Origin of the sequence: Collinsella aerofaciens (assembly GCF_039836695.1) — a bacterium.
GTDB lineage: Bacteria > Actinomycetota > Coriobacteriia > Coriobacteriales > Coriobacteriaceae > Collinsella > Collinsella aerofaciens_BD.
In genome coordinates this window covers 1-13,673 of record NZ_JBDPAC010000015.1, presented here as the reverse complement: position 1 = coordinate 13,673, position 13,673 = coordinate 1, and the positions used below count along the sequence as shown (strand labels likewise).

14 protein-coding genes are annotated in these 13,673 nt (G+C 60.2%); 9 read left to right on the top strand and 5 right to left on the bottom strand.

What is annotated here, in order from left to right; all coding sequences use genetic code 11:
- The first annotated feature begins 161 nt into the window (after positions 1 to 161).
- Positions 162 to 1,382, top strand: coding sequence for a M20 family metallopeptidase (locus tag ABG996_RS07610; RefSeq protein ID WP_347487198.1), 1,221 nt, complete (start codon positions 162 to 164; stop codon positions 1,380 to 1,382).
- 39 nt (positions 1,383 to 1,421) lie between these two features.
- Positions 1,422 to 2,102 (top strand): DUF1015 family protein, encoded by a 681-nt coding sequence (locus ABG996_RS07605; protein WP_195235056.1) that lies wholly within the window; start codon positions 1,422 to 1,424, stop codon positions 2,100 to 2,102.
- A gap of 129 nt (positions 2,103 to 2,231) precedes the next feature.
- On the opposite strand, the gene ABG996_RS07600 is transcribed toward ABG996_RS07605, so the two are convergent.
- The 3 genes from ABG996_RS07600 to ABG996_RS07590 form a co-directional block, all read right to left on the bottom strand.
- Entirely contained in the window at positions 2,232 to 2,867 is a 636-nt protein-coding gene (locus ABG996_RS07600) for a histidine phosphatase family protein (protein WP_138374914.1), read from the bottom strand.
- Positions 2,868 to 2,884: 17 nt separating this feature from the next.
- A complete protein-coding gene (locus tag ABG996_RS07595; RefSeq protein ID WP_035137274.1) occupies positions 2,885 to 3,427 on the bottom strand; it encodes a histidine phosphatase family protein in 543 nt (180 codons plus the stop codon).
- A gap of 82 nt (positions 3,428 to 3,509) precedes the next feature.
- Complete coding sequence (locus tag ABG996_RS07590) at positions 3,510 to 4,181, bottom strand: nitroreductase family protein (RefSeq protein ID WP_347479807.1); 672 nt, start codon at positions 4,179 to 4,181, stop codon at positions 3,510 to 3,512.
- A gap of 235 nt (positions 4,182 to 4,416) precedes the next feature.
- Between ABG996_RS07590 and ABG996_RS07585 the strand changes: the two genes are divergently transcribed.
- Together ABG996_RS07585 and ABG996_RS07580 are read left to right on the top strand one after the other, a co-directional pair.
- A complete protein-coding gene (locus ABG996_RS07585) occupies positions 4,417 to 5,019 on the top strand; it encodes an HdeD family acid-resistance protein (protein ID WP_117797862.1) in 603 nt (200 codons plus the stop codon).
- The gene (locus ABG996_RS07580) at positions 5,020 to 5,502 is read left to right on the top strand and encodes a YaiI/YqxD family protein (protein WP_006235439.1); all 483 of its coding nucleotides are present in this window, start codon (positions 5,020 to 5,022) and stop codon (positions 5,500 to 5,502) included. It abuts the gene before it with no gap.
- A gap of 133 nt (positions 5,503 to 5,635) precedes the next feature.
- Here the strand turns inward: ABG996_RS07580 and ABG996_RS07575 are convergent, their stop codons facing one another.
- Positions 5,636 to 6,724, bottom strand: a complete 1,089-nt coding sequence (locus ABG996_RS07575) for a putative manganese transporter (RefSeq protein WP_347479808.1) — start codon at positions 6,722 to 6,724, stop codon at positions 5,636 to 5,638.
- A gap of 172 nt (positions 6,725 to 6,896) precedes the next feature.
- Here ABG996_RS07575 and ABG996_RS07570 point away from each other — a divergent pair, with 172 nt between their 5' ends.
- From ABG996_RS07570 to ABG996_RS07550, 5 genes are all read left to right on the top strand, one after another.
- Positions 6,897 to 7,865, top strand: a complete 969-nt coding sequence (locus tag ABG996_RS07570; protein ID WP_195919958.1) for a 3'-5' exonuclease — start codon at positions 6,897 to 6,899, stop codon at positions 7,863 to 7,865.
- 352 nt (positions 7,866 to 8,217) lie between these two features.
- Positions 8,218 to 9,408 (top strand): hypothetical protein, encoded by a 1,191-nt coding sequence (locus ABG996_RS07565; RefSeq protein WP_347479809.1) that lies wholly within the window; start codon positions 8,218 to 8,220, stop codon positions 9,406 to 9,408.
- A gap of 419 nt (positions 9,409 to 9,827) precedes the next feature.
- On the top strand, positions 9,828 to 10,193 hold the full coding sequence (locus tag ABG996_RS07560; protein WP_347479810.1) for an ArsR/SmtB family transcription factor: 366 nt from the start codon (positions 9,828 to 9,830) through the stop codon (positions 10,191 to 10,193).
- 63 nt (positions 10,194 to 10,256) lie between these two features.
- Complete coding sequence (locus ABG996_RS07555; RefSeq protein ID WP_347479811.1) at positions 10,257 to 10,475, top strand: cation transporter; 219 nt, start codon at positions 10,257 to 10,259, stop codon at positions 10,473 to 10,475.
- 100 nt (positions 10,476 to 10,575) lie between these two features.
- On the top strand, positions 10,576 to 12,528 hold the full coding sequence (locus ABG996_RS07550) for a heavy metal translocating P-type ATPase (protein WP_347483978.1): 1,953 nt from the start codon (positions 10,576 to 10,578) through the stop codon (positions 12,526 to 12,528).
- Between the two features lie 283 nt (positions 12,529 to 12,811).
- Here the strand turns inward: ABG996_RS07550 and ABG996_RS07545 are convergent, their stop codons facing one another.
- The gene (locus ABG996_RS07545) at positions 12,812 to 13,201 is read right to left on the bottom strand and encodes a metal-dependent transcriptional regulator (protein WP_099431920.1); all 390 of its coding nucleotides are present in this window, start codon (positions 13,199 to 13,201) and stop codon (positions 12,812 to 12,814) included.
- Positions 13,202 to 13,673: the final 472 nt, after the last annotated feature.

Genomic DNA, 13,673 nt, shown 5'->3' with positions numbered 1-13,673 from the left:
GGGCAGTTCCCCATGTGGCCTGCTCGTCACTGACATTGAATGCCCGCGGGGGCGCCTTTCGCATGAGAGGCGCCCCCGTTTCTGTGAGCACTCCATTAAATGCACCGAGCCGCTTCTTGGCATACAATCTGTATGTTGACCTAACTATCTGTGAGGTGCCTATGGTTGATACAGATTTTGCTTGGCGGCTTACGCAAGGACTCGTGCGGATCGACAGTTCCGACCCAGGTGCGTATGAGGGCGAGATTGAACGCTATATCAAAGCGTTGGTTGAGGAACGGTTAGCGCAGCTGAGCCATCCGGTACTCGATGCCGTGCAGATTGCAGAGCTCGAAGTACTCCCCGGGCGTCGCAACCTTATGGTCACCGTGCCCGGTTTGAGCGACGAGCCACGGCTGGTCTATATCTGCCACATAGATACCGTCACCTTGGGCGACGGCTGGGACGCGGACATTACGCCGCTCGGAGCAATCGTGCGTGACGATAAACTCTACGGCCGTGGCGCCTGCGACATGAAGGGCGGACTGGCCTGCGCCATTGCCGCGCTTGTTCACACGCTCGAGCGCGTGGCGGCGGATGGCGCGCTGCCCCGCCGCGGCTTTTCGCTCATCTGCTCGGTCGACGAGGAAGATTTTATGCGCGGCTCAGAGGCCGCGATCGATGCTGGCTGGGTCGGCTCGCGCGAATGGGTGCTGGACACCGAGCCCACCGACGGACAGATCCAGGTGGCGCACAAGGGGCGTACGTGGTTCGAGATTGAAATGGCTGGCGTGACGGCGCATGCGAGCCAGCCCTGGAAGGGCGCGGATGCCGTCGCCGCCATGGCCGAGGCCGTGTGCTCGCTTCGCCGTGCGTTCGCGGCACTGCCCGTGCATGATGAGCTGGGGCCATCGACCATCACGTTTGGACAGATCGAGGGTGGCTATCGTCCCTATGTCGTGCCCGACCACGCCAAGGTCTGGGTCGATATGCGTCTGACCCCGCCGACCGATACGGCCGCCGCGACGCGCATGGTAGAGCAGGCCATCGCCGTCGCCGAAGCCGCCGTTCCCGGTTGCCATGGCAGCTACACCGTGACGGGCGACCGCCCCGCCATCGAGCGCGACCCGAACTCTCCCCTTCTAGCAGCGCTCAAGCGTGCCGCCGATGACGTGACGGACGCGGACACGACCGTCGGCTTCTTTACCGGCTACACCGACACTGCCGTCATTGCCGGCAAGACGGGTAACCGTAACTGCATGAGCTATGGCCCAGGCTCGCTCGCGCTCGCCCACAAGCCCAACGAATATGTGCCCCACGCCGACATCGTTCGCTGCCAGAGCGTGCTCATCGCGCTCGCCGACAACATGCTCTGGGGCGCGGATAGCCAAGTTGGGGCATAATAAGCCGCGAACAAACCGACTCGTGCGTTAGGACCGCCCATGAAAGCACTTCCGTTTCCCTGCATCCGCCCAGCTCAGGACCGCGTGCTCGAGGCGCTGCCTGCAATGGGCAGCATCCTGAGCGGCAACGATGCTCTGCGCGGAGCCCTTGCCGATGGCCTGATGCTCAAGGACCCGGGCGCAGCGTATTACGTGTACGAATGCTCAGGGGAGCCGGGGCGCGTGACGGGCGTTGTGGCGATCTGCCCGGTTGGTGCGCTGGCGGGCGGCGACGCGGTTGCCGCCGATACGACCGCCGCTGCGCGCGCAATCGCCGACCTCAAGGTACAGCCCCGTCCCGTAACGCTTGTCTACGAAGCCTCTCCCGTCATGGATATCATCCTCGGCGCCGCAAAAGAGGGCGCTTCACTCTATGCCGTCACCGACCCCGCCGGCATTACGCACCGCGTGTGGGAGGTCAAGCGCGAGGACGCCGTCGGGGCCATCCGCGCCATGCTCGACCAGGCGCCGGAGCCGGCACTGGCCGACGACCCTGCCTACGCTGTCGCACTAGTCGAGGCATCACAGCTCCTGGCCGACGATGCACGTGCCGCCGGCACCTACACGGGCAAAGAGCCGTTCAACTTTGCCGTAGCTGCGCTCTTCCCCGCCGCGCAGGTCAGCGGCGGCGCGGCGCAGGTTCCGACGGGTCTGCTCACGCACCAGGTCGCGCGGTTCTAGCAAGACCAGACCGTCCAGCACAAAAATCGGCAGCCCAACAAACAGGGGGCGGAGATGCAGCAGGTACATGCATCTCCGCCCCTTTTGCGTCGAGAAGTTATGCCGACGACCCGTGCCGCCGCGCTCGCGTTATCCGCGCTGCGGACCCGCAGTAGCCACGAGCGGTTCAAGCCCCAGCTCGCGCGCGTAGTCTTCCTGCGTAAAGACTTCGACCAGTTCAAACGTATCGGCCGCATCGTCAAACGCAAAATGCAGCACTGAGCAGTTGCCCGGCACGCGTTCGCGCTCGTCGGCCGCCGCGCCCCGCACGTGGTCCAAAAACTCCTTGATAGCCGAGCCGTGGCTCACCGCGAGCACGCACTCGTGGTCCGGACGTCGCATAAGATCGGTTATCGTCGCCGCCATGCGCTCGCGCACCTGCATCTGGCCCTCGCCGCCAAACTGACGATAGAAATCTCGCCACGGGCGCTCGGGCATAAGCATCACGCGCTCGGCCTCAAAGTCGCCAAAGAACCACTCACGCAGACCGTCCAGGCGCTCGTACGCCAAGCCCGGCCACAGGTTGGCGATAGTCTGCTCGGTGCGATGAAGTGTGGAGGTGTAGGCATGATCGGGTTCAATGCCGCGCGCACGCAAGAACATGCCGGCACGCGCCGCCTGGTCGCATCCCAGCTGCGTGAGCGGCGAGTCACTCCAACCCTGAATAATGCGCTTAAGGTTGAATATTGTCTGCCCATGACGAACCAGATACAGGTCTTTATTCATAGGGGTCCTTTCGTTCGTTACCAATCAAGGAGCGAAAACGCACCGTCGCAATAGCCAAAATGAAGCACGGCACCGTTGTCGGGTAGCTCTCCCCTGCCAGTCACATACTCAAGAAACTCCTGGCAGGAAGAGCCGTGGGAGACTGCCAGCACACAGTCGTGCTGCGGCCTGGCCATGATGTGGGACAGCGCCGCGACCATGCGCGACTGGAGCTCGCCTTCAGACTCGCCACCAAAGGCCACCGGATAATCACCCCAGGGCTGCGGCGGCATCTCGCGATTTGATGTACCCTCCAGCGAGCCCAAATGCCACTCGCGCAGGTCATCGACCAGCTCTATCGAGCGGCCCTCACCAGCAATTAGCTCAGCCGTACGCCGCGCCCGGCCCAACGGGGAGGAATACACACGGTCAAAGGTCACGCCACGCGCCTCAAACGCCGCGCGCGTCGCCAGCGCCTGCTCGCGCCCGCGCGCCGTAAGCGGCGAATCGTGCCCACCCTGCAAAATGTTCTGCACATTGAGCTCAGTCTGCCCATGCCGCACCAAATACAAATCTGCCACACGTCCTCCCCTCGCACCACCGCAAAGGGGACAGGTACCTTTGTGGTGGTTTACCGCCGGATCACACCGCGGTGACGCTCAGCTACACCAGTACGTCGGCAAGCGGGCGCTTGGGTACGTGGTGCACCTGCGCCTCGTCGCGCCAGTAATTAATTGAGCCGTCGGGGTTGGAATCGATCGCATCGATCACCTGCGTCTCGGCCGGAACGCCAAACGCCATGATCAGCTTGAGCTCATACTTGTCGCTATCGAGCCCCATGGCATCGATCGCGTGGGGCGTAAAGGCCTTGAACATGCAGGCAGCCACCTCGGGCGTGGCGCTGCGGGCGGCGAGCATCATCGTCTGCGCGGCAATGCCCGTGTCGACCTCGGTAATGGGAGCGGCTGGCTTGCCCGGAACGGCGCGCTCAGCCAAAATCGCGATGTAGCCGGTCGGGCGCTCACCCTCGGCAGGACCCGGCCAATCCTTAAGCGCACCGGCCCACGCGAGCTCATCAAATACGCGCGCGCAATCCTCGGCACCGCTCACCACATGAAAACGAAGACGCTGAGCATTGGCACCACAGGGAGTCAGGTGCGCCAGCTCCGCCAGCTCAAGCAAAAGCTCACGCGGCACGCGCATGGACTCGTCAAAGCGACGGCACGTGCGGGCGCGGCGAACCAACGCATCAAACGCGTCCAAGCCGAGCTTTTCGCAACCTTGCTTTGCCATCGACTCAGCGCTTACCGGCGCCGCGGGAACTGCTTCGTTCATAGGGACCCCCAATACAAGCCAATTGTCCTTAGGAAAATCTAACCTAAAACGTAGGCAATAACGAACAGGGCTGCAATGTTCTACACCTGTTGAATAGAAAATCGCGACGTGGGGAACAACGGAAACAATTCGGGACCTTTGGGTTACGTTTCGCCCTCCCCGACCCATACGCCAGCGCCTTTAAGCGATACTGGTTGTAACGATCAAGGCTTACGCCGCACGGAAAGGAGACATTATGGGCATCTTTAAGAACGATGACCAAAAATCGAGCCAGTTTGGATTTGACGAGAAAAGCATGGCGGGCAAAGCCGTCAAGGCCGTACGCTGGATCTACGCCATCACGGGCGTCTTAGCACTCATTGCTGGTATCGCGCTGCTTTTTGCACCCGCCAAGTCCCTCGTCTTTTTGACGACCGTCCTGGGTTTTTACTTTGTAATCACTGCTGCCATCAGGCTGTTCACTGCCATTTTTGAGCCGCTGCTGCCCACCGGCTGGCGCGTGACGAGCATCATCTCCAACCTACTCATTATTCTGGGCGGCGTCATAATCCTGCGCAACCAGGCCTTCTCGACCGCGACGCTCACCACGATGGTGGTTATCGTGGCCGGCTTTGGCTGGATTGTCGAAGGTGTCATGTCCATTCTGGAGTCCGAGCTTTCGTCCAACCGTGCCCTCGCCATCCTGAGCGGCGCACTCTCCATCATCGCCGGCATGTTCGTGTTTATTTATCCGCTGTGGTCGGCCAAAATGCTCGTCATCTTTAGCGGCGCCGCGCTGCTGGTGTTTGGCGTAACGCTGATTGTTCGCGCTATTCAATTTGGCAAACTGGTGCACTAGATGCCGCGAACGCTCTTTATTGATGCCGACGCCTGCCCGGTCACGCGCGAGTCGATTGACTGCGCGCGGCGGGCGGGCGTCGCCGTTGTTATCGCCGGCAACAGCACGCAAAACTTGGAACGGCACATTCGCCGCGACGACCCGCGCGATGCCGAGCACGCGCGACGCGGCTTTTGGGTCACGACGCTCGATGTGAGCGTGGGCGCCGACAGCGCCGACTTTGCCATTGTCGAACGCCTGCAGGCGGGCGACGTAGTCGTGACGCAGGACATTGGCTTGGCGAGCATGGTGCTCGGCCGCGATGCCGCCGCAATCGGTGTGCGCGGGCGCGTCTACGACAAGGCGACCATCGACATGCAACTGTTTATTCGCCACGAGGAAAAGAAGGTGCGCCGCGCCGGCGGACGCACTCGCGGACCGGCGGCATTTACCAGCGAAGACCGCGCTCGCTTTAAGCGCAACCTCACCGAGCTGCTGCGCTAACCAAGGTAGATTTTTGGGACATGTCCGGAAATCTGCTTTTTTGCTTTGGCGATTGACACGCATCCAACGCCCAGGTCATGGCGGTAGATTTTACGGCATGCCCCAGTTTTTACGGCATGCCCCAAGCATCTACTTAGAGGCCAAAGGCAGAAAGGATAAGACCCCAGCCCGCACCGATGACGTACATCATGATCAGGAACAGGACGTTTTCGCGGGCGCTGCGGTTGGTGCGGAACAGCACCAGGTAGCCCACGCCGGCGGAAATGAGCGTGCCGGCGAGCATCGGCGCCAGCTGTAGCGCGCCCTCCAGGTACAGCTGCGTGATAACGACACTAGCCGAGCAGTTGGGGATCAGGCCGACGAGTGCCGAGCCCAGGACCGCAAGCGTCTCGTTGCCGCGCAGGAACTGCTCAATTGCGGACTCGCCGAAGGTCTCGAGCACGGCGACCAGAATCAGCGTCACCAGAAAAATGAATACCGAGACCTGCACGGTGTGCGAGATCGCGCTGCGGATGATCGACAGGACGGGCGCGCCCTCGTGGGAATGGGAGTGACCGTGACCATCATGGTGTTCATGTTCGCCCTCATGACCGTGATCGTGGCCATGTCCGTGGTCGTGCTCGTCCTCGTCTTCATCGCAACCGCAATGGTCGCGCTCGCACAGCTCGTGGATGTGGTCGGCGCTCACGCCCGCCTCGGCCACCTCGTCGATGATGTCACCGCCGCTGTGGTCGTCGTGCGCGCAGTTCACATGAGCCGAATTAGCAGCGGTCCCCAGCACGGTACGGCGAATCGCCGCATGCGCGCGAGCGTTACGACGCAGGCCGCGAATGGCGGCGTCCACGATAAAGCCCGTGACCAGCGCGATCAGTGCCTTCGAAGCCAAAAGCATCGCCATGGTCTGCACGGGCACCTGCTCGGCGAGCAACAGCGGCAGCATCTCATCGGAGGTCGAAAGGAACACCGCCACCAACGTGCCCAAGGTCACGACACGACCGGCGTACAGCGTGGCCGCCATTGCCGAAAAGCCGCACTGCGGCACCATGCCCAGCAACGAGCCAACCACGGGGCCCGCGGCACCGGCGCGCTTGATGGCGCCGTTAACGCTGTCGCCCGCGACGTGCTCCAGGGTCTCGAGGGCCAGATATGTCACCAATAAGAACGGTACCAGCGAGAGCGTGTCCTTGCCGGCGTCGAGCAGAATATCAATCAGCAAATCCATGACGGATGGAACCTTTCGTGTCTTTCGGCAGCATTGTAAAAGTCCTAGCGGTCAACTAGGGTATTGTAGTTGTCCTAGGCGCGATGCCAATAGTTGCCCATGGTAAACTATCATCTCGCCACATCTTAATGACCCTGAGCCGCACGACGCGGCCCATCCAAGGAGCAGTTATATGAACGTTTCACAAGCACTCGAATACGAGCGCCAGCCGTTTATTCCCATGTTTATCTATGGCGATCACGGCGCCATGGAGTCCGAGCGCCAGAAGGGCGAAGAGGCCCTCAAAGTGCTTGAGACCGAGTACTTTACCGCCGAGGACGACCCCGGCTTCGACTTTGCCACCGTGCGCGACCTGGCCGACCGCAACCGCGACCTGTGCGACCAGATTGGCGAGGCACGCCTGCGCAACGTGACGCCCGCGACGCTTTCGCGCGGCCTGTCCGATGCCGACACCTGCGCCGCCATCGGCAAGATGCAAAAGCGCACCGCCGCGTCCGTTATGCGCGAAATCCGCGGCGACCGCGACGCGCTCGGCGTGGCCTACGCCCGCAAGCCCATCCAGGGCACCGTGCTCGGTATCGACATCGAGACCACCGGCCGTGCACCCGAGCGCGGTTATATCATCAATGTGGGTTGGGAAATCATGGAGCTCACCAGCGACGCCGTCCCGCACGACGCCGAGGCGCACTACTGCGGTCTGCCCGACATCTACCGCGGCGAGGATGTGCCGTTGTCGAATATCCACCACATCACCTGGGACGACATCGACGGCAAAAAGCCGTTCCGTGAGAACAAGGAACTGCAGAAGCAGCTGCTCAAGCTTATGAAGAAGTACCCGTACATGGCGCACAACGCCGCCTTTGAGGACAGTTGGTTCAAGATCCACCTGGACGGTTACGCCGAGGCACGCCGCGCCGGCAAGATCATCGTCATCGACTCGCGCCAGATCTGCCGCAGCCTGGATGCCGACGTCCGCTCGCTCCCCCGCGAATCCGCCCCCGCCGCGCTCGAGAACTGGGCGCGCCGCCGTGGAACCCTCGCCGCCGACGCCAACGAGCAGCATCTGGGCCTCGACGACACCGACCTCATGCTCCGCACCGTCCAAGCCGAGTTCAACCTCAAGAACCTGTTTGCCAAGTAGAAACGTCTACGACAAACCCCGGGGGTAGATCACGAGCGGCCTCGCAGCGGAAAACCCCGCAGCGGGGCCGCCCTACGTTCCACAGATAGATCTGCCATCACAAATTCTGAACCCTCATTTTGAACGATTTCGGCCAATTCCCGACACGTAATTCGTTGTCGGATGGCGATGCATCGATATCAAATGTGCAGCAATTGAGTATTTCTATGCTATAGCCAAGCTGCGAAAACTTTTATTTAGGGCATACCAACCCATAATTGCGTCAAGCTTTTGGACAGCATTTGGTTAGACCTCTAAAACGACTTTTTCACTCAGCGCCATCAACACGGCATTAGCTGACACGATATATACCATGAGTATCGTATTGTCACATACCACTGCAAAAGCGGTCTACCAGGCCGCGCATTCGGTGTCTGCGAAAGGCATCGAGTCCTGTAACCCTGCCGCGATTTACGGATCATGTCCCACCGGAACGCTCCTTGACGCAGCCGCAGAATGGCTCACCAAACATGATGTTTCCCTCGACGCGAATGATTCCCTCGAGGTGATGGTGTTTGATCGCAGGAATGCGCGCCATGCAATGAACTGTCAATGCCACGTTTCTTCAAAACGATTCTCGAACTCACGCTTTATAGAGCTCAAAGATGGCATCTTCATTGTTGGCGTTGAGCTTTGCGCACTTCAGGCCGCCACCTATCTTTCTTTTCGCGAACTAGTGGAGTACTACTTTGAACTGTGCGGCGCTTATTCCCTTGGAACCGACTCTTCCACCTCCTATACCGAGCGTTTCGCGCTCACCTCGACCGAGAGGTTAAAGCAGTTCTTTAATTCCATTACCAGATGCGACGGTCTGGCCCTTGCCCGAAAGGCGATCCAATGTGTGCGCGACGGATGCCGGTCTCCCATGGAAACGGCATTTGTCATGATGCTAACGCTGCCCAAAAGCGAAGGAGGGCTTGGTATTAAGGGAATTGAGACCGATTACGAGGTGCAGGTCACCACTGCCGCAAAGAATCTCACGAGACGCAAAAAGTTCTTTATGGATGCGTATCTAAAGAAATCTCGCACAGACATTGAATACAACGGTTTTTATCATGACGCGGAAGAAGACCGCGCCATCGATGAGGAGCGCAAGAATGCACTTGCGTCCATGGGGTACGGAATCATCACCGTCAGCCGTTATTCCTTTATGCATGCCAGCTCTTTTGTTAGGGTCATGGAAGCAATCCAGCGGAAAGAGGGCGTACGCCCCTCGCGTCTGCCAAAAGACTTTCAAATCATGCAAGAGGACCTGAGACAGTTTGTGCTCAGAAGGTTTATAGAAGAGAAAAAGCGAATTCAGAAGCAGCTTCGCCAGGATTCCGAAGAGCGTCAACGAATCGACCTTGAAAAAGCAACGCTCGAAGGCATCACGCTGGATGACCCGACAATTAATGAAGTTCCGGCAATCGATGACATGCAGACTGTCGAATCCGACAGCCCATCATTTGCCCAAACAAGCAGCCTCGCGCCCGAGGGCAGGGTCTTCGGGGCCGGAGACTAGGCCGGCTAACAAGGTGGGTACCCTAGCGACGTGCAAAATTGCGAGTATTCAGCAGGGTCGGGTGTCTATCACCCTCGAGTGGATCCAAATGTGAAGCGAAACGCTCTTGCGTGAGAGCGTTAGGCAACATTTGAGGAAGAACTCATCGGATTAACACCCTAAGATAACTCTTGAACTGCATTATATGACCTGCAATAAATTAGCGGACCCCCTATAATTGCAGAATACTCCATTTTTTGCACGGCACGAGGGTGCCCACCTTGGCATCGACTATCAAAAAACGCTCAGTCCGGGATCTCGTCCACTATTCCCCATCATTTTGTACAACGAATTACCTGAACGTCATTGACATATGAACATGCGCTCATATAATCGAAAGTAAATTATATGAGCGCATGTTCATATGAAAGGATATTGCAATGAGCGTCCGCGTTGATGAAACGAAACTCGACATCGAGGCCACCGAACCCGCGATCCCGACCACCTGCTCGCCCGAGGACCTTCCCGACGAGGAGCTTCTCTACGACCTCGCCGACCTGTTCAAGGTCTTCAGCGACACCACGCGCATCAAGATCCTCTATGCCCTCATGGGCCGCGAGCTCTGCGTGGCAGACATCGCCGAAGCGACCGAAACCTCGCAGTCCGCGGTGTCGCACCAGCTGCGCACACTCAAGCAGTCGCACCTGGTTAAATTCCGGCGCGACGGGCGCAATATCCTCTACTCGCTCGCCGACGACCACGTCTACACCATGCTCAACCAGGGCATGAGCCACATCTGCGAATAGCGACCAACCACGGTACCAGCGCGGCCTGCACCCAAGCCGCAAATACAGAGAAAGGAACCCACCATGAAAAAGCAGTTTAAACTCGACGAGATCGACTGCGCCAACTGTGCGCGCGAGCTTCAGGACGAGCTGGCCAAGCTCGAGGGCGTCAAATCCGTGTCCGTCAACTTTATGACCCAGAAGTTGACGCTCGAGGCCGATGACGCCGAGTTCGACGAGGTGCTCAACCGCGTTGTAGAGCTTACGGCCGACGCCGAGCCGGACTGCGAGATAATTCTCTAGCCCAGGTTTACGCCAACCCGCAAGGCCGCGCTTGCCGCGCCCTTTGCTCGCGAAATTATATGAGCGAGTGTTCATACATTCAAATGGGAGGATACGAGTCATGGCCACCGCCGACCCCAAGAAGAAAAAGAAGAAGCGCAAGAAAAAAGAGCCACTCGAGCATAAGCGCAACCGCATCCTGGTAGCGCTGGGCATTTTTGCCGTGGTGTACGCCCTCGATGAGCTCGGCACCCTCACTGCCGCATTCGGCACCCCGGGCGACATCTACGCCAGCTTCGCACTGTTCCTCGTGCCTTTTTTGATTGCCGGCTACGACGTGCTCCAAAAGGCATACAACAACATCCGCCGCGGCAAGGCGTTCGACGAGAGCTTCCTCATGGCCGTCGCGACCATCGGCGCGTTTGCCATGGTGCTCTTCCCCGACACCGACCCGCACATGGCCGAAGGCGCCGCCGTCATGCTGTTCTACCAGGTCGGCGAGCTGTTCCAGGCATACGCCGTGGGCAAGAGCCGCAAGTCGATCAGCGCCATGATGGACATCGCGCCCGACTACGCCAACGTCGAGCAACCCGACGGCACACTCGAGCAGGTCTTCCCCGATGACATCGCCGTGGGCACCGTCATCGTCGTCAAGCCCGGCGAGCGCGTGCCTATCGACGGCGTCATCGTCGAAGGCGAGACACAGCTCGATACCGCCGCGCTCACGGGCGAATCAGTCCCCCGCCCGGCCAAAACCGGAGACGATATCATCAGCGGCTGCATCAACATGACGGGTCTCATCCACGTGCGCACCACCAAGCCATTTGGCGAGTCCACCGTCGCGCGCGTCCTGGAGCTCGTAGAAAACGCCAGCGAAAAGAAGGCGCGCACCGAGAACTTCATCACGCGCTTCGCCCGCGTCTACACGCCCGCCGTCACCGGCGCTGCCGCGGTACTCGCGCTCGGCGGCGGCTTGGTCACCGGCGCCTGGTCCGACTGGATCCTGCGCGGCCTGACCTTCCTGGTCGTCAGCTGCCCGTGCGCGCTCGTGATCAGCGTGCCGCTCAGCTTCTTTGGCGGCATCGGCGGCGCATCCAAGCTGGGCGTTCTCATCAAGGGTTCTAACTACCTCGAAACGCTCGCCTACGTGGACACCGTCGTCTTCGACAAAACGGGCACCCTCACCAACGGCACGTTCTCGGTGGTTGCGGTGCACCCCGAGGCAGGCTATACCGAGCAATCGCTGCTTGAAGTCGCAGCCCTCGCCGAGTCATTCTCCGACCATCCCATCGCGCAGTCGGTGCGCGCCGCCTTCCAGGGCGAACTCGACCCCAAGCGCGTAAGCGACTCCACCAACGACGCGGGCCATGGCGTGACGGCGAACATCGACGGCAGGCACGTCGTCGTCGGCAACGCCAAGATGCTCGCAGCGACCGGCGTCGAAGCGCCCAATTGCGAGGTCGTCGGTACGATCCTCCACGTGCTGGTCGATGGCATCTATGCCGGCCACATTGTAATTGCCGACACCGTCAAGGCCGATGCCGAGCAAACGATTCGCGACCTGCACGCCGCCGGCGTCAAGCGCACCGTCATGCTCACGGGCGACCGCGAGGAGGTTGCGGCGTCTGTGGCCAAGCAACTCAGTCTCGACGAGTTCCACGCGCAGCTGCTGCCGGGCGATAAGGTCGAGCGTGTTGAGGCGTTGCTCGCAGCCGAAAGCGGCAAGGGCAAGCTCGCCTTTGTCGGCGACGGTATCAACGACGCACCCGTACTCACGCGCGCCGATGTGGGCATCGCCATGGGCGCTATGGGCTCGGACGCCGCAATTGAGGCGGCGGACGTCGTGCTCATGGATGACAAGCCGTCCAACATCTCCCGCGCGATCCGCGTGGCGCGCAAGACCATGTCGATTGTTTGGCAGAACATCATCTTTGCGCTGGGCATTAAGTTGCTGATTCTGGTGCTTGCGGCACTGGGCATCGCCAACATGTGGCTTGCCGTGTTCGGCGACGTAGGCGTGGCGATCATCGCCATCCTGAACGCCATGCGCGCGATGGGTGTCAAGAACCTGTAGCGTTCGTGGGCTGTCCGGTCGGGGCCGGGCTTGGTTTTGAAAACGTCCTCGCGCATGAGGCCCGTCTTTCCTGCTCCTGCGGAGCAACGGAAAGGCGGGCCTCGCGCTGCGGAGTGTTTTCAAAACCAAGCCCGGCCCCGACCCGCGTTGACACAGCTGACGGTTCTTAGGCATCGCTTGCTGGTGGGGTTCCTTGTCTGAGTTGGACTTAGTTGGTGGGACCACTCGTCTCGGTCGCTGTCCCGCACCGTTCCGGCGCGGGAGGTGCGCCGCTGCGGGAGTGCTAGTCGGTCATTGTTGGCGCCGAAGCACCGTCCCGCCCCAGCATCGATCTTAGCTTCTCAAAGCTTTCCTCGCTCAGGCAGTGCTCCATGTGGCAGCCCTCTTGCGACGCCACCTCGGCCGATACGCCTGCATCCTCCAAAAGCCCCACGAAAAAGCAGTGGCGCTCCCACATTTGGCGCGCGACCTCCAGACCGCGCTCTGTCAGATGAACATCTCGTTTGCCCATTTCGACATAGCCGTTGCTTTCCAGCGTCGCCATGGCCTTGGAAACGCTCGCCTTGGTTACGCCGAGGTACTCCGCAACGTCGATCGAGCGCACGATGCCCTGACGTTCCGACAGAACGTAGATCGATTCGAGATAGTCTTCTCCGGATTCACGTAGGGCCATGGGCTGCCTTTCGCGATGATTGCTAGTTAGCCTTTGGATACTTTCAACGACTAACTTTACCGCAGAAGTTGCCCATGTCTTACTACTTTGCCTAAAAGTTAGCCGTGTTACACAAAACGTGCGGGACGAAAACAAAATGGGGACGCCCCGCAAGGAGTGTCCCCAGCTGCCGGCAGAGACGATATGAGCAGGACATAAAAACATTGAGAGCCCCTGCTGCATGAAAGACCGCGGATTAGGCCGACAATGGTGAGTGTCTAATTCAGCCGTGGCGGCCACGCCGCATTCATGGAAGGGGCTCCCATGCTCGATACTACCACCTTCATCGGCCTCGACGTCCACGCCCGCTCGATAAAGGCCGTCTCCCTCGACGTCATGACCGGGGAGGTACGTGCCGCGACCTTCGGCTACGACGCCGGCGCCGTCGCGGAGTGGGTCCGTTCCGTGGACCCCAGGGCCAGGTGCGTGTACG